Genomic DNA, 19,093 nt, shown 5'->3' on the forward strand with positions numbered 1-19,093 from the left:
CCATCCCGGAACGACGAGCTAGAACCTTCAGTATGATGGCAAGAGCAGCAAAATCCAGACCGCTTCCCGATGTCGCCGGCCTCACCAAGGCGCAGGCCAAGGTCGAGCATATGAGGCTCGCGCTGGAGCTCGAAGGCCACGACAAGCGCTACTATCAGGACGACGCGCCGACCGTGACCGATGCGGAGTATGACGCGCTGCGCCAGCGCTTCAACGCGATCGAAAAGCGCTTTCCCGACTTGGTCAGTGCGGAGTCGCCGTCGCAGAAGGTCGGCGCTGCGCCGTCCGGCCGCTTCAAGAAGGTGCGGCACGCCATTCCCATGCTGTCGCTCGACAACGCGTTTGCCGAAGAGGACGTGCGGGATTTCGTCGGCCGCATCGTGCGCTTCCTGAAGCTCGACGACGACAAGATCAATTTCTCCGCCGAGCCGAAGATCGACGGCCTGTCGATGTCGCTGCGTTACGAGGGCGGCGAGCTGGTAACGGCCGCCACCCGCGGCGACGGCGCGGAAGGCGAGGACGTCACTGCCAACATTCGCACCCTCGAAGACGTGCCGCAGAAGCTGAAAGGCCGCAACGTCCCCGACATCTGCGAAGTGCGCGGCGAGGTCTACATGACCAAGAAGGCCTTTCTCGCGCTCAACGAGCGGCAGAAGGCTGAAGGCAGCACGATCTTCGCCAACCCGCGCAACTCGGCCGCTGGCTCCTTGCGGCAGAAGGATCCGACCATCACCGCCTCGCGCCCGCTCGGCTTCTTTGCCTACGCCTGGGGCGAGATGAGCGAGATGCCCGAGGGCACACAGAGCGGCATGATCGGTTGGTTCGAGCGCTGCGGCTTCACCACCAATCCGCTGACAAGGCTCTGTCACTCGATCGAAGAACTGCTCGCGTTCCACCACAAGATCGAAGAGCAACGCGCCACGCTCGACTACGACATCGACGGCGTCGTCTACAAGGTCGACCGCATCGACTGGCAGGAACGGCTCGGCTTCGTCTCGCGCACGCCGCGCTGGGGCATCGCGCACAAATTCCCGGCCGAGCGGGCCATGACGGTGCTGCGCGACATCGAGATCCAGGTCGGCCGCACCGGCTCGTTCACGCCGGTCGGCAAGCTCGAGCCGGTCGGCGTCGGCGGCGTGATCGTGCAGAACGTGACGCTGCACAACGAAGACTACATCCGCGGCATCGGCAACAAGGGCGAGGAGCTGCGCGAGGGCCGCGACATCAGGATCGGCGACACCGTCGTGATCCAGCGCGCCGGCGACGTCATTCCGCAGGTGGTCGACGTCGTGATGGACAAGCGGCCGAAAGGCGCGAAGGAATTCCAATTTCCGAAGAAGTGCCCGTGCCCGCTGCACACCGACGTGGTGCGCGAGGAGACGGCGGCCGGCGAGGAAGGTTCGCGCGCCCGCTGTACCGGCGAATTCGCTTGTCCCTATCAGAAGACCGAGCACTTGAAGTTGTTCGTGTCGCGGCGCGCCTTCGACATCGACGGGCTCGGCGAGAAGCAGCTCCAGTATTTCTTCGACGAAGGTTTTGTGAAAGAGCCCGCCGATATCTTTACGCTGCAGAAGCGCAACGCCAAGCTGAAGCTGGAAGAGATCGAGGGCTATGGCGAAACCTCGGTGCGCAATCTGTTTGCTGCGATCGAGAGCCGGCGCAAGATCGCGCTCGAACGTTTCGTCTACGCGCTCGGCATGCGCCATGTCGGCGAGACCACCGCGCTGGCGCTCGCCCGCGGCTACGGCTCCTGGGACGCCTTCCACGATGCCTGCCTCAAGGTCGCGAAGGGCGACGAGGAGGCCATCGCCGAGATGGACGCGCTGGACCAGATCGGCGACACCGTGATCAAGAGCATCGCCGACTATTTTGGCGAGAGCCACAACCGCGGCATTGTCGAACGGCTGGTGAAGGAGCTCGACGAGATCGTCGACGCCGAGAAGCCGAAGAGCAATTCGGCCGTCGCCGGCAAGACGGTCGTGTTCACGGGCTCACTTGAGAAGATGACACGCGATGAGGCAAAGGCCACGGCCGAACGGCTCGGCGCCAAGGTTTCGGGCTCGGTGTCGAAGAAGACGGACCTGGTCGTCGCGGGCCCGGGTGCCGGCTCAAAACTTGCGGATGCCAACAAGCATGGCGTCAAGGTGCTGACCGAGGATGAGTGGCTGAAGCTGATCGGGGAGTGAGGCGCGTTCGCGCCTCTCGCTCCTTGGTCCTCCCCGGCATCCCCTCGGAGCGACAATGGCGCCGCGCTCCTGATTTGCGCCGCCGTATCAATGCCTTCGTACAATCCACCCCCGCGTCATGCCGGAAATCACGGGCTACTGTGCATGGGGTTGTTTCGATAGTTTGGTACGGGCCTTGGGCATGCCCCCGAAATTGGGAGACGCCGCTCACAACATCCCGCTCTCTTCCTCCTCCGCCTGCTCGATCAGCTCTTCGCTCACCACCACCTCGCGGCGCGGGACGACGAAGATCATCACGGCGGCGCAGAGGAGCGAGATGGCAGTTATCGCCGAGGTCAGGGGCAGTGTCGTCGTGGAGTGGCCGCCGAGATAGGCGCCGAACTGCGACATCAGCGCGCCGAGGCCCTGTTGCAGAAAGCCCATGGCGCCGGAGGCGGTGCCGGCGGCTTCGGGACGGACGCTGATGGCGCCGGCCGCGGAATTCGCCATCACGATGGCGTTGCCGGCCATCACGATCATCTGGGTGCCGAACAGCCAGCCAGGAGCAGCGTTCAGTCCCGTCAGACTCCAAGTCAGGTTGAACAGGCTGCCGCCAAGCTGCAATGCGAGACCGAACCAGATCAGCTTCTCCAGCGAGTGACGCGGCGCAAAGCGCACGCAGAGCAGATTGCCGACGAGAAAGGCGAGGCTGCTGGTCGCAAACCACGCGCCGTATTCGACGGTGGTTCGGCCCATCTGCGTTACCACGATGTACGGACCGCCACCGGCGAAAGTGAAGATGATCTGCGAGGCCAGTACCTGGCACAGCACGTAGCCGACGAAGGCGCGGTTCCTGATCAGGCTGCCGACGTCGCCGCGAAAGCCGCTGCCGGCCGCGCGGTCGCGGCGCGTCTCCGGCAGCGCCAGCGCGATGCCGACCGCGACCGCAAGCGAGCCTGCGGTGATCGCATAGAAGATCGCGCGCCAGCCGAATGCGGTTTCGATCAGGCCGCCGGTCAGCGGCGAGAGCATCTGCGCGATCATCATGACGGCGATGACGAGGCTGATCATGGCGCCGACGCGCTCACGCTCGTAGAGATCGCGGATGATGGCGCGGCTCACCACCATGCCGGTGGCCCCGCCGAGCGCCTGGAAGAAGCGTGCAGCGATCAGTTGCGGCAGGCTCTCGGCGAAGACGCAGGCGATGCTCGCCGCAACCATCAACGCGAGCCCGGCGAGCAGCACCGGGCGCCGCCCGAATTTGTCGGACAGCGGACCCATGATCAGTTGCGAGCAGGCGATGCCGACCATGTACAGCGACACCGTCATCTGCGCGACCGAGATGTCGCTGCCGAACGTCGTCGCCAGCACGGGGAGCGCCGGAACCAGCATGTAGAGCGAGATGGGCGCGACGCCCGTCATGCAGACGAGCAACAGCAACATCACGCGCGAGCTCGCGATGCTCTTTTCCGTGGCCGTCGACGGCGGCTTGCCCATCATGCCGTGCATGCGATCGACACTAGCCGCTTCGCGAAGCCTGCGAATACGGACGTTTCGGCATGCGGCTATGCGCGATGCTCTCAACACAGGAGGTGTCATCGACCGGCTTGACCGGGCGATCCAGTACGCTGCGGCTTCTCCGTATCCTTGCACCGCCTCTGGAATACTGGATGCCCCGCCTGCCGCCTACGCTAAAGCTTCGGCGCCCCGAGACCGCAAGCCCCGGCGAAGCCTTGGCGTAGCCGGGTCGCGGGGCATGACGGCAGTGGTGGAGTGAGAGCCTTGCGCGGATCGCGTAGCGCTATGCGTGCTACCTCAACTCCGCAGTCGCCTGATCGAGCCACGCCCTGGTCGCATCATCCAGCGCCGGCCGCACCTCGGCCCTGACGCGGGCGTGATAGGTGTTGACCCAGTCGAGCTCCTCCGTACTCAACATGCGGACGTCGATCAGCCGCCGGTCGATCGGCGCGAGCGTCAGCGTCTCGAACGCGTTCATCGATTTCTCGGCGCCGGCAATGTCGGCGGCAACCACGAGCTCGAGGTTCTCGATGCGGATGCCAAAGCCGTCGGTCTTGTAGTAGCCGGGCTCGTTGGACAGGATCATGCCGCGCTTCAGCGGCGTGGTGCCGAGCTTCGAGATCCGCGCCGGGCCTTCATGCACCGAGAGATAGCTGCCGACGCCGTGGCCGGTGCCGTGCTCGAAATCGACGCCCGCGGCCCACAAGAATTGCCGCGCCAGCGTGTCGAGCTGCGCGCCGGTGGTGCCGTCCGGGAAGACTGCGCGCGCGATCGCCATATGGCCACGCAGCACGCGGGTGAAGCGGTCGCGCATTTCCTCCGTCGGCTCGCCGACCGCCATGGTGCGCGTGACGTCAGTGGTGCCATCCTCATATTGCGCGCCGGAATCGATCAGCAGGAGGTCGCCGCGGGCAATGCGCCGGTTGCTTTTGCGCGTGACGCGGTAGTGCACGATGGCGCCGTTCGGCCCCGTGCCTGAAATGGTCGGGAACGAGACGTCCTTGAGCGCGCCGGTGTTGCGGCGGAACGTTTCCAGCGCTTCCACCGCGTCGATCTCGGTGAGCTTGCCCGAGGGCGCCTCGCGATCGACGAAGGCGAGGAAGCGCGCCAGCGCCACCGCATCGCGCTGATGTGCGGTCTTGGTGCCAGATATCTCGGTGGCGTTCTTGACGGCCTTGAGCAGCGCGACCGGATCGCTGCCGCGCACCGGCTTGCCGCCGGCACTCGCAATCAGCCGGCTGAGCGCATCGGCCGCGGTTGCGTTGTCGAGTGCGATGGAAGCGCCGCTCTTGGCGAGCGCCATCAGCGTCGGCGCCAAGGCATCGGGCTCGCGGACGTCGCCGGATTGCTCGAGATGGTCGCGCGTCAGGTTGGAGAGTTTTCGGTTGTCGATGAAGACCGTCGGCCGGCCGTCTTTCGGCACCAGCGCGTAGGACAGCGGTAGCGGCGTATGCGCGACGTCGCCGCCACGAATGTTGAAGGTCCAGGCTACTGCGTGGCTGTCCGAAAGCACCAACGCGTCGACGCCGAGCCGCTCGATCTCGCTCTTGATCTGCTTCAGCTTCTCGGGCTCGGCGATACCGGCATATTGCAGGCCATGCACGGCGACCGGTGCGATCGGGGCCGGCGGCCGGTCCGGCCACACCGCATCGACCGGGTTGCTGTCGACCGCCACCAGCTCCGCGCCCGCCTTGGCGCAGGCGGCAGCCAGACGCTCGGCTGCCGAAGAAGTGTGCAGCCACGGGTCAAAACCGAGGCGATCGCCGGGCTTGAGGTGTGCGGACAACCAGCTCTCCGGCGGCGGATCGATCAGCGACTCAACCGCCCAAGCCTTGCCGTCGATTTGCTTCGCCGCCTGGAGCGTATAACGGCCGTCGACGAACACCGCCGCCTCCCGGGGCAGGACGGCCGCGAGCCCCGCGGAGCCGGTAAAGCCGGTCAGCCAGGCCAGCCGCTCCTCGGACGGCGCGACATATTCGTTTTGCTGCTGATCCGCGCGTGGAATCACGAAGCCGGTCAGCTTGCGGCGGGCGAGCTCCTCGCGAAACGCCGCGAGCCGCGCGGTAAGCGCAACGCCGGCCTCCGGCTCCTCGAATGTCTGGAAGTGTGCATCGAACATGTTGTGGCTAGTTTAGGATCATGGGGATGAGTCCGCAATGTCGGCGCAATCGCAGTGCATCTGGCATGGACCGTGCTTGAATTCATTCCATTCGCGTTGAGTGGATACGGATGCGGCGTCCAGCCGTGTCCGGATAACAGGGAAATACAAGCAAGTGTTTCATCTCAACGGCGAGGGGACACACGATGCCTGCGTTCACGTTTGAAAAGATCTCGCCTCCGGTCCGTTCAGGCTCCGCCAAGGCCGCGCCCAAGAAGCCGCGCGGCATGCTCAGCCAGATGATCGAACGTTTCGCCGAGCGCCGCGCCAAGCGCAGCCTGCGTGATGAGCGCGGCAGCAGCACGCGCCGCGACGACAAGCCGGCGGAATAACGCGCCACATCGGCAGATTAACTCACTTTCTTCAGCAGCAGGCTGCTCCACCCCTCGATCCGCAGATGCCTGAGCGGCACGAGCCCGCGCGCGCGGTAGGCCGCGATCACGGCCGGGGCCTGCGGGGTCAGGAGGCCCGAGAGGATCACCTCGGCGCCCGGCGCCAGGTGCTGCGCCATCGGGCCCGACAACTGCCGCAAGGGATTGGCGAGGATGTTCGCCAGCACCAGGTCGAACGGGCCACGCCGTGCGAAGTCGGGCGCGGCAAAGCCGGTGGCGCGGATCATCTGCACGGCGTTGCGCACGCCGTTGAGCGCGGCGTTCTCGCGCGCCACGCGCACGGACGGTGCGTCGATGTCGCTGCCCAGCACCGCGCGGTGCAGCGCCTTGGCGGCGGCGATGGCCAGCACGCCGGTGCCGGTGCCGAGGTCGAGCACGTTCGCAGGACGCCTGCCTTTCAGGACATGGTCAAGGAGAAGTAAACAGCCACGCGTCGTGCCGTGGTGTCCGGTGCCGAAAGCCAGCGCCGCCTCGATCTCGATTCCGAGCTTGTTGTGGGGCACGCGGGCACGGTCGTGGCTGCCATGGACGACGAAGCGTCCGGCGGGGACGGGGACGAGATCCTCGAGGCTCGCCTTGACCCAATCCTTGGCCTCGACGGTGTCGAAGGTGAGCGTCGCCGCGATCTCGCTGCTCGCATTTTTCGCTACGATTTCCCGCAAAAAAGCCTGATCCGGCGCGTCGGCGAAATGCAGGGTGACGTCCCAGCGACCGTCCGGCTGCTCGAATGCGGCAACCGCCGCGTCGCCGTCGAAGAACACCTCGGTGAGCACGTCGACGACGCGCTTGGCTGCGGCTTCGTCGCCGATCGAGAAGGTCGCGCGATGGGTGGGAGAGGGGGGCATTGGATGCGGTCCGGCTCGGCTCTTGGCTTCAATTTTTGGAACCTTTGTCCCAAATCTAACGAGAAAATTGTGGTTCTAGAATTAACTTAACTGCAGGTTGTGCTCCGTACATTCACGGATGTTGGAAACAACCTGGAAATGGAGGCGAATCTTGAAGAACATGCTCACGAAGTTCTGGTCGGATGAATCGGGCGCGACCGCGATCGAATACGGCCTGATTGCCGCCGGCATTGCGCTGGCGATCATTACCGTGGTCAACAGCCTCGGCACCACCCTGAATGACAAGTTCGGTTCGATTAGCAGCTCCTTGAAGTAATTTCGCCCCCGTCCCGGCGGGGGGCCCGTTCTCTTCATAGATGGCTATTTTGGCTGCGCCCGCGGGGGAGCGATCCCCTCGCGGGCCAAGTCGTTTTTGGTGGCCGCGCGTCCACCGGCTTTCAACCAGGTCTTCAGCCCGGGTCCACAGGCTTATTCACAAGCTTAGGACCCAGTTCTCCACAGGTTGTCCAGTGGAGAGAAACGGCAGGCCACAGCGCTCGCGTCAAATTCGTCAGCCGCGAAGCTCACCGTTCAGCATCCTTGCGTCTCCGGTCGCTGATCACCGGCTTGTCCACAGTACATCCTCACCTTTCTCCACAGGCTCGCTGCCGCGATCCACAGGCAGCTCGTTCGCGGCCGGTTAATTCTCGGTCGCTCTCGCAGTGGATTCATCGTGGATTCACCCCGCCGACAGATCGCGCCCAGTATGGAACCGGGCCTTAAGCGCCGTGCGCGATGATGGCCGCTACCAAAAAACAAGGGGAGGTCAAATGACCAAGTTCATTTTGATTATTGCCTGTGTTTGCATTCTCGGAACCTTCGCCGGTGCGCTCTCGGCCAGCACGCCGAAACATGCGGCGGTGGAGACGCTTTCGCCGCTCGCGATGATGATGGAGATGGATTTGCGTTCGCTGCCGGTCGAATCCTGCGACGCGGTCTGAACTTGACGACATGACGGCCCGTCCCGCGCAACCCGCAGGGCGGGCCGTTGCCTATCCGAACAGGACTTGGCCCGATCGCTAATTTTTTACGGCCGGTTGGCGGAGGGAAATGCGGCGGGGTGACAACTGATCGTGCCGATCGTGTTGGCGCCATACCGCACGAAGCCGCCTGGCGTCGGCTGCGAATGTTCGGCGCTGATCGGCAGGTAGATGTAGCAGACCGTTCCGTCTATCGGGTCGCGCCAGCGCTGCACGATCGTGTCTTGCAGCGGGCCGGCAAATTGCCGCTCCAGGTGCATGCGCGGCATGTTATCCCAGCTCAGGGGTTGCTGGGCAAAGGCATCGCTCGCGGTGGCGGTCAGGCCAACGGCGAAAGATAACGTCATCAGCCTCGTCACGCTGCTTCCTTCATCCGTCGCGCCGGCGCTCGCGATCGCAATGGCCACCGCTCAGTTCAGCGTCCAGGACGCGCCACCCGTCACGCCATAATCATTCTGGCTCGCGACACCCGACACCGACACGTTGAAGCGCAGCCGGTTGTCATGGGCATATCCGACACCTAGCGCGAGGCCGGTCTGGCCTTTGTAGCTGCCGACGCCGCCGGCCATCGAGACCTTGCCCGGGCGGTCGTCGTAACGCAGCCCGGTGGCAGCGAGCGCCAGTGCCGTGCCGGCGTTGGCCTGAACGAGGTTGGTGCTGATCTGATTTTGCAGGCTGGAGATCTGCGTCTGGACGCCGGTGGCGATGCCGGAAAGCTGGCTCACATTCACGGCATCGGTCGGCGCGATGCCGGCCGCCACATTGCTGACGCGCCGTTCGTTGCCGGCCGAGCCGAACGACACGGTGTTGGGCGCGCTCGCTACCGAGCCTTGTCCGATCGCCACCGAATTGGTGGCTGCCGCCTGCACGACGGCGTTAGCGCCAATGGCCGTGCCGTTCGCCGCCTGCACGTTGGCGCTCTGGCCGACCGCCACTGCATTGACCGTGGTGGCACTCGCGGAATTGCCGATCGCCGTCGACGAAGACACGTTTGCGACGCAGCCCGGGCAGGTGGCATTGGCGAAATCACCGAACGCCGATCCGCCGTTCGAAGCCGAGGCGGTGTTGCCCACCGCGATCGAGCCGGTCGCGATCGCGTTGGTGCCGACTGCAATCGAATTGACGCCGGTGGCCTGGGCACCAAAACCCTGCGCGATGGCGTTGGTGTTGGTAGCCTGAGCGCCGTTGCCGATCGCGATCGCGTTGCTGGCGCTGGCAAAGGCGGCGTTGCCGGCGCCATTTGTCACATTGCCGCCGATCGCGATTGAGTTCGCTCCGCTCGCCTTGGCATTGGTGCCGAATGCCGAGCTGAAGGCACCGTTCGCGTTGGCCGCCGCACCGACGGCGGTGCTGGAGATCCCGGACGCCAGGCTGTTGTTGCCGAATGCCGAGGCACTTGTATTGCCTGCGGTGCTGGCGGCGCCGAAGGCCGAGCTTGATGTTCCCGCCGCCGAACTGAGGAAGCCGTAGGCCGAGCTGTTGAGGCCGATCGCTGTGCTCATGGACCCATAGGCCGAACTGGAGATGCCACTCGCGACGGACTGATTGCCGGCGGCGGTGCTGTCGTTGCCGCTCGCACTGCTGGAGAAGCCCAAGGCGACGCTGTTGGTTCCGCTCGCCGTGCTTCCCGTCCCAACCGCCGACGCATTGAAGCCGGACGCTGCGCTGTTGACCCCATACGCCGACGCACCGGAGGCGGTCGCCGTGCTGCTGAACCCATACGCCGACGCAGCAGTGGCGGTAGCCTGACTGTTGATCCCAAAAGCCATGGCAGCGATGCCGGACGCGTTGCTGGCGGCGCCGAATGCCAAAGTGTCGAGGTTGCTTGCCTGCGCACCTGCGCCGAGAGCGATCGAATTGAGACTGGTGGCACTGGAGCCGGAGCCGATTGCGATCGCGCTGGGGCCACTGGCAAGGGCGCTGTTGCCGGCGCTGTCGCCGCCGATGGCGATGGATTTGCTGCCTTGGGCCTGGGCGTTGGCGCCGATTGCGGTTGAATACGTCTGGGTCGGATCGAGGCTGCTGGCCAGCGCGCCCGTGCCGATCGCGGTGGCGCCGAGAGAACTCGCCGTGGCGAGGTCGCCGACTGCCGTGCTGCTGAAGCCGCTCGCGTTGCTGTTGTGGCCGGAGGCGACGCTGAAGTCGCCGGCTGCCTGAGCGCCGACCCCAAACGCCGCCGAACTGGTGCCTGAGGCCGCGCTGTTGACACCGTAGGCCGAGCCGAAATTTCCAATGGCCGTGCTGTTGAAGCCGTAGGCCGAGCTCGATGCTCCACTTGCCGAGCTGAAGGATCCATAGGCTGCGCCGCCAGCGCCACTCGCGGTGGATTGTTCGCCGGCCGCGATGCTGCCGCCGCCGCTCGCAGTGCTGCTGAGGCCAAGCGCGACGCTGTTCGCGCCGGAAGCCGAGTTGCTGACGCCGACAGCAACGCTGGTACCGCCGCTGGCGCTGTTGCCGAGGCCGCAGGCCATGTCGTTGGCGGAGGTCGCCGCGCTGCCGCCACCGCCCAGACCCGCCGTTCCGTTTTGATTGCAGACGAACTGCGCCTGGGCCGCGCGCGGCACCAGCAGGCCGAACGTCATCGCGATCACCGTCAGGCCGATAAGCAAGGCCCGATTTTGCCTCGTGCGCATTGCGCCGCCGATGTGTCCGAATGGGAGGTTCGAATCCCCATGACGCGAGTCACGCTTGCCAACTCTCAACATGAATGTCCCCCAACCAACGGCAGCAGTGTGCAAGAAATCAAATAAAAGGCTGCGCGGCAGCACGCTGTCCGCGACAGGCCTACATCCCGGCATTGTCCTGCGGCAGCGGTGCCCGCGCAATCAGCGGTTTAGGGATTTATTCCGCACGTTGCAGAACCGCAACATTCGTTGCTTCTGCGTTTCCGTACATGACATCCGTGTCATCTGGCCACGGTCCGTTCGCTCAGCCGAACAGGGCCCGGTGATCCCGCAGAATCGCCTGCGCCGCATTGTGGCCGGGCGCACCGGTGACGCCACCACCTGGATGCGCGCCGGAGCCGCAGTGATAGAGGCCTCTTACGGGGCCGCGGTAATCCGCGTGTCCCAGCATCGGCCGCGCCGAGAAGAGCTGGTTCAGCGTCAGCGCGCCGTGAAAAATGTCGCCGCCCAACAGGCCGAACTGCCGCTCGAGGTCGAGCGGTGAGAGAATCTGGCGGCCGAGCACACTAGTGGTAAAGCCAGGCGCATAGCGGTCCACCGTCGCGATCATGAGATCGGCGACCTCCTCGCGATGGTCGTCCCAGGATCTGCCGTCCGGCAGCTCGGGAGCGACATGCTGGCAGAACAGGCTCGCGACATGCTGGCCCGCCGGCGCGAGCGTGTCGTCGAGCGTCGAGGGGATCAGCATCTCCACGACTGGCTCCCGGCTCCAGCCATGCGCGCGCGCGTCGAGATAGGCGCGGTCCATATAGGTAAGGCTCGGTGCGAGGATGATGCCCGAGCTCAGATGATCGCCTTTGCCCGGCAGCGCGGTGAAGGAAGGCAGGCGATCCAGCGCCACGTTCATGCGGAACGTGCCCGAGCCGTTCTTCCAGTGGCGGATGCGGCCGAGGAAGTCCGCGGGCAAGGCCTCCGGTGCGACCAGCCGCGTATAGAGCAGTTTTGGATTGACGTTGGAGGCGACGTATTTTGCGCGAATGGTCGTGCCATCGTCGAGCACGACGCCGGCGGCGCGGTCGCGCTCGACGATTACCTCGCGCACGGGCGCATCCGTGTCGATGGTGACGCCGTGCTTGCGCGCGGCTGCCGCCATCGCCTGCGTGATCGCGCCCATGCCGCCGATGGCGTGGCCCCAGACGCCCTTCTTGCCGTTCACCTCGCCAAAGGCGTGATGCAGCATGACGTAGGCCGAGCCGGCCGCGTAGGGGCTCGCATAATTGCCGACGATCGCATCAAAACCGAACAGCGCCTTGACGAGATCGTTCTCGAACCGCTCGTCCAGCATCTCGCCGGCAGAGCGGGTGAAGAGATCGAGCAGGCTGCGGCTTTGCTCCAGCGTCAGCTTGCGCAGGATGCCGGCGCTGCCGAGCGCATTGACGGCTTCGCGGATCGCGCCCGTGCCAAAATGATCGAGCAGGTTCGGCGGCGCGCGCAGCACGAACTGCCGGAGCACGTCGGCGATGGCTTCGAGCTCGCGCGAAAATCCGTCGATTGCCTCGGCATCGTGCGCGCTGAGCTTCCGCACGGACTCTTTCGTCCGGCCTTCGCCGGTGAGGAGATAGCTGCCATCCGGGGCGGGCAGGAAATTCTGCGCGCGCCGCTCGACGACGCGCAGTCCGTGCTCGGGGAGTCTGAGGTCGGCGATGACCTTCGGGTTGAGCAGGCTGACCGTGTAGGCCGCCACCGAATTGCGGAAACCCGGGTGGAACTCCTCGGTGACGGCGGCGCCGCCGACCACCTTGCGGCGCTCGACGACATGCACGCGCAAGCCCGCCATCGCGAGATAGGCCGCGCAGGTGAGGCCATTATGGCCAGCGCCGATGATGACGACGTCGGTTTCGGTCATGAGGTTTCCAGTGTCATTCCGGGGCGCGCGACAGCGCGAACCCGGAATCTCGAGATTCCGGGTTCGGTGCTGCGCACCGCCCCGGAATGACGCCTGTATATCAGGCATTCGTCATTGCACCACACCACACCATTTATTGCCCGTTCATGTCGCATGTGCTCCATTGCGGCGCGCCGGCGCCCGCCGGGGTGAGCCGGAGTTTTCATGGATTCCATCGTCCAATCTGCCGCCGCAGAGCAGCCGTCGTCGTCGCGAAACCGGCTGGTGCTGACGGTCTATACGGCCGCGATCTTCGTCAGCGCGCTCTTGCTGTTCTCGGTGCAGCCGCTGTTCACCAAGATGGTGCTGCCGCGGCTCGGCGGGTCGCCTGCGGTATGGTCGGTGGCGATGGTGTTCTTCCAGTCGCTGCTGCTGGCCGGCTACGCCTATGCGCATTTCCTGATGCAGATCAAAAACCGCCGGATTCCCGTGGTCGTGCATCTCGTATTGCTGGCACTGGCCTTCACCACACTGCCGCTCGGCATCGCAACCTCCTTCGGTGAGCCGCCGAATTCGGGATATGCGTTCTGGCTGCTCGGTCTGTTCGCGGTGTCGATCGGGTTGCCGTTCTTCGCGCTTGCCGCCAACAATCCGCTGCTCCAGGCCTGGTTCGTCCGCACCGGCCATCCCGACGGGCCCGATCCTTACTTCCTCTACTCGGCGTCGAACATCGGCAGCTTCCTGGCGCTTCTGTCCTACCCGGTGCTGCTGGAGCCGATGTTCACGCTTCGCACGCAAAATCTGCTCTGGAGCGGCGGCTATGGCCTTCTGATCCTGCTGATCGCCGCGTGCGGCGTGCTGCTGTTGCGCTCGCCAGCGCTCGCAGTGGCCGATGCGCGGACCGAGGACACCGATGCGCCGGCCCCGAGCCTCGTCACGCGCGCGCGCTGGATCTTCCTCGCCGCGGTGCCCTCGGGCCTGCTGATTGCGGTGACCGCGCACATTTCGACCGACGTCGCGGCCGCGCCGCTGCTGTGGGTGTTGCCGCTGTCGCTCTATCTCCTCACCTGGGTGCTGGTGTTCCAGTCGCGGCCGCTGTTGCCACACAAATGGATGCTGCTGCTCCAGCCGCTCGCCATCGCCGGCGTCATCTTCCTGCTGGCTTTCGGCGGCGAGCAGAACCTGCTGCTGACGCTCGGCGGGCACCAGCTCTGCTTCTTCGTGATTGCGATGGCCTGCCACGGCGAACTGGCGCGCACGCGTCCGGCCGCAAAGTACCTCACCGGATTCTATGTCGCGCTGTCCTTCGGCGGCATGGTCGGCGGGCTGTTCGCGGGCCTGCTCGCGCCCTTCACCTTCTCCTGGATCGCCGAGTATCCGATCCTGATCGCGCTCGCCGCGCTCTGCCGTCCCTCGGCCGACGAGCGGCTTGCGCGCGTCATGAATGGCTACTGGCTGCTGCTGATCGTGCTCGTGATTGCACTGATCGCGCCGTCCTATTCAACGGGCGAGGTCGCGACCTGGTTCGAGGATCATCGCGTCTGGGTCGCCAGCGCGGTCGGCGTGCTGGCCGCATTGCTCGCGCTGGCGCTCAACGCCAACCGTTGGAAGATCTTTGCCACCGTCGTGCTCGCGCTGGCGCTGACCCGGGTCTATCCGGCGGACGATGGCCGCGTCGAGACCATCCGCAGCTTCTTCGGCGTGCACAAGATCGTGGTGACGCCCGGCGGCTATTTTCACGTGCTTATGCACGGCACCACGATCCACGGCGCCGAGCGTTTCCGCAACAATGACGGCACGCCGGTCGAAGGGCGGCCCGAGCCGATCACCTATTACCACAGGGATGGCGGCATCGGTCAGGCCGTCGCCGCGATCCGCGAACGCAAGGGCGGCCCCTTGAAGGCCGCCGTGATCGGTGTCGGCGCCGGCACGCTCTCCTGCGCCTCCGAGCCCGGCGAGAACTGGAAATTCTTCGAGATCGACCAGACCATGGTCGATACCGCGCGCGACCCGAAATATTTCCGCTACATCAATAGCTGCGCGCCGGACATCAAGCCCGTGATCGGGGACGCACGCCTCACCTTTGCCAAGGAGCCGGACGGCACCTACGACCTCATCATCGTCGACGCCTATTCCTCGGACGCCATCCCGATTCATCTGGCGACCGAGGAAGCGATGAAGATCTACAAGGACAAGCTCGCGCCGCATGGTGCGGTGGTGATGCACGTCTCCAACCGTCATCTCGATCTGGAAACCGTCGTGGTCGGCATTGCTGATGCCAACGATCTCAAGAGCTGGGTCTTCAACGAGGACTCGGGGCGTGACTCCGACTATATCTTCTCGACCGACGTCGTGATCTCCGCGCGCGAGGAGGCCGATATCGGCAAGCTCGCCGCCTCCAAGCAATGGGAGGAGACCGAGTTCGACGACAAGCAGCGGGTCTGGACCGACGATTATTCCAATATCGTCGGCGCGCTCTTTCGCCGCCTGCGTGACGGCGAATAGAAGACTCAAGGGCTGACTGGCGTTCCCTCAGGTAATGCAATGCCCTTCTCGCCTGCGACCTGGCGCAACAAGTCGGGACGGTCGGAGATGATGCCGTCGACGCCGAACTCGATCATGCGCGCGATGTCGTCGGCCTTGTTGACCGTCCAGACCACGACGCGCAGTCCGAGCGCATGGGCTTCGGTGATCAGCGCCGGAGTGACGTCGCCGAAATAGGGTGACCAGATCGCGCCGCCCGCCGCCTTGATCGTATGCGGCAGCGAGCCGCCATGGTCGGCCGGGTTGAAGCCCGCCATCCAGCTGGTCGCCTTGTCGAGTGCGATGGTCGGTGCGGAGCCGCGCTGCAGGGTCAGGTACACCGTCGGAATCTTCGGTGCCTGCCGCTGCACCAGTTGCAGCGTCCGCCAGTCGAACGACTGGATCATGACGCGATCGGAAAGTCCCTCAGTGTCGATGACGCCAAGGAGTTTTGCGACGAACGTCTGGGGATCAACCGTCTCGTCCGGGCGGTTCGGATCGATCTTGGTCTCGATGTTGAAACGCACGCGCGTGTTGCCGGACTTGCGCACCAGTGCGAACACCTCCTTCAACGTCGGGATCCGCGTGCCCGGCAGCGCGCGCTGGTCCGGAAACGATTTTGCGTAATTGCTGTCGGGACGGATCTGGCCGACGTCGTAGCTTCTTGCCTCATCGAGCCGCAGCTTCACGAAGGGCGTACCGGGCGGGGCGATGTAGTTGCCGGCGGCGTCGCGGGTGAGGTCGGGGTTGAGGGTGCGCTCATGCGACACGATCACCTCGCCATCCGCAGTCACGCCGGTGTCGAGTTCCAGCGTATCGACGCCCATGGTCAAGGCATTGGCGAAGGCAGGCAGGGTGTTTTCGGGCAACAGCGCCCGCCCGCCGCGATGCGCCTCGAGATCGAAGGAGTCCAGGGCCATGGCCTGTCCTGCAATGAGAACGCACAGTGCCGTCAAAAGTGTCGAAGCAGGGGAGGGCATCGGAGGTTTCCATGTCGGTTGCCCCGGCCTGTCCCGGGCGGCCGCTCAGGCCGCGGAGCGCGTCGCGCGCTGCTGCTCAGTTGGGGGCGACGGGGCGGCGGTCAGTTCTGATAGTAGTAATAACCGCCGCGCGGCTGGTAGTACGGCTGCGGCTGCCGGTAATAGTAGCCTTGCTGGCCGTAGCTCGGATCGTAGGACTGATACTGCCGCGACTGCTGCTGCTGATAGACCTGCGCATCGTACAGGCGGCGGTTGTCGCGCGGCGCGGGATACCGTGCGCCGGTATCAGTGCCGTCGGCCGGATAGATGTAGCCGTCGTTCTGCGGCATGTAGTTACGGCCAGGCTGCGCCTGCGGCGTCAGGTCAACGGGATCACCGGCGGCGCTGTATTGATCCTGCGGAACGGTACCGCGGCGGGCAACGTTGCTGCCGCGCGGATTGCGCGCCATCGCCACGCTTGCCGAGCCGGTCAGGGTCACCGTGGTGTTCAGCACGCCCTGCTGCTGGACCAGTGCATAGAGCGTCGAGGCATTCGCACGCGACAGCCGCACGCAGCCATGCGAGGCGGGCGAGCCGAGCCGACCGACGGAGTCGGTGCCGTGGATCGCGTGCCCGACCTTGGTGAAGAAGATCGCGTGCGGCATCGGCGCGTCGTCGAATTCCTTCGAGTAGTGGTCCTCTTCCATGCGGAAGGCACGGAAATTTCCGCTCGGCGTTTCGCGCGACGGGATGCCGGTCGAGACCGGCCAGTGATAGCGCTCGACGCCGTCGATCGCGACGGTCATCGCCTGGTTGTCCTTGTCGACGGTGATCTCGACCTTGGCCTGCGCGACGCCCGCGCTCAAAAATATCAATGAAAAAGCGATGAAAAAGGAACGCATTTGACTGTTGGCCTCCGGCCTGTTCGAGCAAGCGCCGCGGCTCTCCGTCCCCCGGCCTACACTATGCCAGATTGGGTGATGGTTCCAGCGACCCGCGATCCGATCGTTAACGCGGAGCCGGGCGTAAGCAAGGCCGCCAATTGCCCGATTCTCGCTCGCAGCGCTGACATTTTCGCGAGCAGCGCAACTCACCGTCATTCCGGGGCGCCCGAAGGGCGAACCCGGAATCCAGAAGTTGTGGCGCGAGATTCCGGGTTCGCGCTTCGCACGCCCCGGAATGACAGCAATCGTCAGTTCTTCAGCCGATAGCCGGTCCTGAAAATCCACCAGATCAAGACCATGCAGATCACGAGGAACGCGCTGATCATGAAGATGCTCAGGCCCACGCTGACGTCGGCGATCTCGAAGAAGCTCCAGCGGAAGCCGCTGATCAGATAGACGACCGGGTTGAGCAGCGCGACGGTGCGCCAGCCCTGGGGCAGCATGTTCACCGAATAGAAGCTGCCGCCGAGGAAGGTCAGCGGCGTCACCACCAGCATCGGAATCATTTGCAGCTTCTCGAAGCCGTCGGCCCAGATGCCGATGATGAAGCCGAACAGGCTGAAGGTGACGGCGGTGAGCACCAGGAAGGTCAGCATCCAGATCGGATGGTGAATGTGTAAGGGAACAAAGAGTCCCGCGGTCGCCAGGATGATGAGGCCCAGAATGATCGACTTGGTCGCGGCCGCTCCGACATAGCCGAGCACGATCTCGAAATAGGAGATCGGCGCGGAGAGGATCTCGTAGATCGTGCCGACGAATTTCGGGAAGTAGATGCCGAAGGAGGCGTTGGCGATGCTCTGCGTCAGCACCGACAGCATCACGAGGCCTGGCACGATGAAGGTGCCGTAGCTCACGCCTTCGACATGATCGATGCGTGAGCCGATCGCGGCGCCAAACACCACGAAGTAGAGCGAGGTCGAGACCACTGGCGAAACGATGCTTTGCAGCAGCGTGCGCCAGGTGCGCGCCATTTCGAACAAATAGATGGCGCGAACGGCGCGGAAATTCATGACGTCCTCACGAGGTCGACGAAGATGTCCTCGAGCGAGGATTGGCTCGTGTCGAGGTCGGAGAAGCGGATGCCGGCGTTGCGGAGGTCGCCGAGCAGGCTGGTGATGCCGGTGCGCTCGCCCTTGGTGTCGTAATCGTAGACCAGCGTCGCGCCGCCGTCGCAAAGCTCGAGCTTGTAAGGGCTGAGGCTTTCGGGCAGCGAACTGATCTTGTTTTGCAGATGCAGCGTCAGCCGCTTCCTGCCGAGCTTCTGCATCAGCGTGGCCTTGTCCTCGACCAGCACGATCTCGCCTTTGTTGATGACGCCGATGCGATCGGCCATCTCTTCGGCTTCCTCGATGTAGTGGGTGGTGAGGATGATGGTGACGCCGGACTGTTGGAGCGTGCGCACCACCTCCCACATGCCCTTGCGGAGCTCGACGTCGACGCCGGCGGTGGGTTCGTCCAGGAACAGGATCTGCGGCTCGTGCGACAGCGCCTTTGCGATCATCACGCGGCGCTTCATGCCGCCGGAGAGCGTGAGGATCTTGTTGTCCTTCTTGTCCCAGAGCGAGAGGTCCTTCAGCACCTTCTCGATATGGGCCGGGTTCTTCGGCTTGCCGAACAGGCCGCGGGAAAAGCTGACGGTCGCCCACACGCTTTCGAAGGCGTCGGTGTGCAGTTCCTGCGGCACCAGCCCGATCAGCGAGCGCGCCTTGCGGTAGGAGGTCTGGATGTTCTCGCCGCCGACGGTGACCGTGCCCTCGCTTGGATTGGCGATGCCGCAGATGATCGAGATCAGCGTAGTCTTGCCGGCGCCGTTGGGGCCGAGCAGCGCAAAGATCTCGCCGCGCCTGATGTCGAGATCGATGTTCTTCAGCGCCTTGAAGCCGGACCCATAGGTCTTCGACAGGTTGGAAACGGAAATGATGGAAGACATGAACAGCCGGCAGGATGGGGGAAGGGGTGCTGGAACCGCTCGGGGCAGGCGGGCAGCGGAGCCCTGAAATAGGAATGCGATCCCCCGCCTGCAATTCCCCGGAGAAAAATGGTCTCAAAACAGGCTGTTAC

The 19,093-nt window shown here is 64.7% G+C and carries 15 protein-coding genes; 5 read left to right on the top strand and 10 right to left on the bottom strand.

All coding sequences use genetic code 11. The features are described 5' to 3' along the window. Positions 1 to 35: 35 nt before the first annotated feature. On the top strand, positions 36 to 2,186 hold the full coding sequence (gene ligA, locus KUF59_RS11375; protein ID WP_212457449.1) for an NAD-dependent DNA ligase LigA: 2,151 nt from the start codon (positions 36 to 38) through the stop codon (positions 2,184 to 2,186). A gap of 207 nt (positions 2,187 to 2,393) precedes the next feature. Here ligA and KUF59_RS11380 read toward each other — a convergent pair whose 3' ends face one another. Continuing rightward, positions 2,394 to 3,674: a multidrug effflux MFS transporter gene (locus KUF59_RS11380; RefSeq protein WP_212457345.1), complete on the bottom strand. Its 1,281-nt coding sequence runs from the start codon at positions 3,672 to 3,674 to the stop codon at positions 2,394 to 2,396. Positions 3,675 to 3,975: 301 nt separating this feature from the next. Further along, a complete protein-coding gene (locus KUF59_RS11385; RefSeq protein WP_212457344.1) occupies positions 3,976 to 5,802 on the bottom strand; it encodes an aminopeptidase P family protein in 1,827 nt (608 codons plus the stop codon). 185 nt (positions 5,803 to 5,987) lie between these two features. Between KUF59_RS11385 and KUF59_RS11390 the strand changes: the two genes are divergently transcribed. After that, positions 5,988 to 6,173, top strand: coding sequence for a hypothetical protein (locus tag KUF59_RS11390; RefSeq protein WP_212457343.1), 186 nt, complete (start codon positions 5,988 to 5,990; stop codon positions 6,171 to 6,173). Positions 6,174 to 6,190: 17 nt separating this feature from the next. On the opposite strand, the gene KUF59_RS11395 is transcribed toward KUF59_RS11390, so the two are convergent. Beyond that, entirely contained in the window at positions 6,191 to 7,078 is an 888-nt protein-coding gene (locus KUF59_RS11395; protein ID WP_212457342.1) for a 50S ribosomal protein L11 methyltransferase, read from the bottom strand. Positions 7,079 to 7,238: 160 nt separating this feature from the next. On the opposite strand from KUF59_RS11395, the gene KUF59_RS11400 reads away from it, so the two are divergent. Further along, on the top strand, positions 7,239 to 7,394 hold the full coding sequence (locus KUF59_RS11400; protein ID WP_408918115.1) for a Flp family type IVb pilin: 156 nt from the start codon (positions 7,239 to 7,241) through the stop codon (positions 7,392 to 7,394). A gap of 493 nt (positions 7,395 to 7,887) precedes the next feature. Further along, the gene (locus KUF59_RS11405; RefSeq protein WP_212457340.1) at positions 7,888 to 8,058 is read left to right on the top strand and encodes a hypothetical protein; all 171 of its coding nucleotides are present in this window, start codon (positions 7,888 to 7,890) and stop codon (positions 8,056 to 8,058) included. A gap of 86 nt (positions 8,059 to 8,144) precedes the next feature. Here the strand turns inward: KUF59_RS11405 and KUF59_RS11410 are convergent, their stop codons facing one another. The 3 genes from KUF59_RS11410 to KUF59_RS11420 all read right to left on the bottom strand — a co-directional run bounded on the left by KUF59_RS11410 (position 8,145) and on the right by KUF59_RS11420 (position 12,627). Next, on the bottom strand, positions 8,145 to 8,504 hold the full coding sequence (locus KUF59_RS11410) for a hypothetical protein (protein ID WP_212457339.1): 360 nt from the start codon (positions 8,502 to 8,504) through the stop codon (positions 8,145 to 8,147). A 3-nt stretch (positions 8,505 to 8,507) separates the two neighbouring features. Next, positions 8,508 to 10,922 carry a YadA family autotransporter adhesin gene (locus KUF59_RS11415; RefSeq protein ID WP_212457338.1) on the bottom strand — a complete coding sequence of 805 codons (2,415 nt, stop codon included), beginning with the start codon at positions 10,920 to 10,922 and terminating at the stop codon, positions 8,508 to 8,510. Between the two features lie 103 nt (positions 10,923 to 11,025). Then, positions 11,026 to 12,627, bottom strand: coding sequence for a phytoene desaturase family protein (locus KUF59_RS11420; protein WP_212457337.1), 1,602 nt, complete (start codon positions 12,625 to 12,627; stop codon positions 11,026 to 11,028). A 204-nt stretch (positions 12,628 to 12,831) separates the two neighbouring features. Between KUF59_RS11420 and KUF59_RS11425 the strand changes: the two genes are divergently transcribed. Then, entirely contained in the window at positions 12,832 to 15,111 is a 2,280-nt protein-coding gene (locus KUF59_RS11425; RefSeq protein WP_212457336.1) for a spermidine synthase, read from the top strand. 5 nt (positions 15,112 to 15,116) lie between these two features. Here KUF59_RS11425 and KUF59_RS11430 read toward each other — a convergent pair whose 3' ends face one another. The 4 genes from KUF59_RS11430 to KUF59_RS11445 form a co-directional block, all read right to left on the bottom strand. Continuing rightward, positions 15,117 to 16,049 carry a glycerophosphodiester phosphodiesterase gene (locus tag KUF59_RS11430; protein ID WP_249140178.1) on the bottom strand — a complete coding sequence of 311 codons (933 nt, stop codon included), beginning with the start codon at positions 16,047 to 16,049 and terminating at the stop codon, positions 15,117 to 15,119. Between the two features lie 161 nt (positions 16,050 to 16,210). Then, on the bottom strand, positions 16,211 to 16,990 hold the full coding sequence (locus tag KUF59_RS11435) for a L,D-transpeptidase (protein WP_212457334.1): 780 nt from the start codon (positions 16,988 to 16,990) through the stop codon (positions 16,211 to 16,213). Positions 16,991 to 17,280: 290 nt separating this feature from the next. After that, positions 17,281 to 18,042 carry an ABC transporter permease gene (locus tag KUF59_RS11440; RefSeq protein WP_212457333.1) on the bottom strand — a complete coding sequence of 254 codons (762 nt, stop codon included), beginning with the start codon at positions 18,040 to 18,042 and terminating at the stop codon, positions 17,281 to 17,283. Beyond that, positions 18,039 to 18,962: an ABC transporter ATP-binding protein gene (locus tag KUF59_RS11445; protein WP_212457332.1), complete on the bottom strand. Its 924-nt coding sequence runs from the start codon at positions 18,960 to 18,962 to the stop codon at positions 18,039 to 18,041. The genes KUF59_RS11440 and KUF59_RS11445 overlap by 4 nt, the downstream gene beginning before the upstream one ends. Between the last annotated feature and the right edge of the window lie 131 nt (positions 18,963 to 19,093).

Source organism: Bradyrhizobium arachidis, assembly GCF_024758505.1.
GTDB classification, from domain to species: Bacteria; Pseudomonadota; Alphaproteobacteria; order Rhizobiales; family Xanthobacteraceae; genus Bradyrhizobium; species Bradyrhizobium manausense_C.

What these genes read in the sequence shown, in the direction of transcription:
- KUF59_RS11440 (WP_212457333.1), bottom strand. Translation starts at nt 18,042, where the DNA reads ATGAATTTCCGCGCCGTTCGCGCCATCTATTTGTTCGAAATGGCGCGC.
- KUF59_RS11390 (WP_212457343.1), top strand. Translation starts at nt 5,988, where the DNA reads ATGCCTGCGTTCACGTTTGAAAAGATCTCGCCTCCGGTCCGTTCAGGC.
- KUF59_RS11445 (WP_212457332.1), bottom strand. Translation starts at nt 18,962, where the DNA reads ATGTCTTCCATCATTTCCGTTTCCAACCTGTCGAAGACCTATGGGTCC.
- KUF59_RS11425 (WP_212457336.1), top strand. Translation starts at nt 12,832, where the DNA reads ATGGATTCCATCGTCCAATCTGCCGCCGCAGAGCAGCCGTCGTCGTCG.
- KUF59_RS11385 (WP_212457344.1), bottom strand. Translation starts at nt 5,802, where the DNA reads ATGTTCGATGCACACTTCCAGACATTCGAGGAGCCGGAGGCCGGCGTT.
- KUF59_RS11430 (WP_249140178.1), bottom strand. Translation starts at nt 16,049, where the DNA reads ATGGCCCTGGACTCCTTCGATCTCGAGGCGCATCGCGGCGGGCGGGCG.
- KUF59_RS11380 (WP_212457345.1), bottom strand. Translation starts at nt 3,674, where the DNA reads ATGCACGGCATGATGGGCAAGCCGCCGTCGACGGCCACGGAAAAGAGC.
- KUF59_RS11400 (WP_408918115.1), top strand. Translation starts at nt 7,239, where the DNA reads ATGCTCACGAAGTTCTGGTCGGATGAATCGGGCGCGACCGCGATCGAA.
- KUF59_RS11405 (WP_212457340.1), top strand. Translation starts at nt 7,888, where the DNA reads ATGACCAAGTTCATTTTGATTATTGCCTGTGTTTGCATTCTCGGAACC.
- ligA (WP_212457449.1), top strand. Translation starts at nt 36, where the DNA reads ATGGCAAGAGCAGCAAAATCCAGACCGCTTCCCGATGTCGCCGGCCTC.
- KUF59_RS11395 (WP_212457342.1), bottom strand. Translation starts at nt 7,078, where the DNA reads ATGCCCCCCTCTCCCACCCATCGCGCGACCTTCTCGATCGGCGACGAA.
- KUF59_RS11420 (WP_212457337.1), bottom strand. Translation starts at nt 12,627, where the DNA reads ATGACCGAAACCGACGTCGTCATCATCGGCGCTGGCCATAATGGCCTC.
- KUF59_RS11435 (WP_212457334.1), bottom strand. Translation starts at nt 16,990, where the DNA reads ATGCGTTCCTTTTTCATCGCTTTTTCATTGATATTTTTGAGCGCGGGC.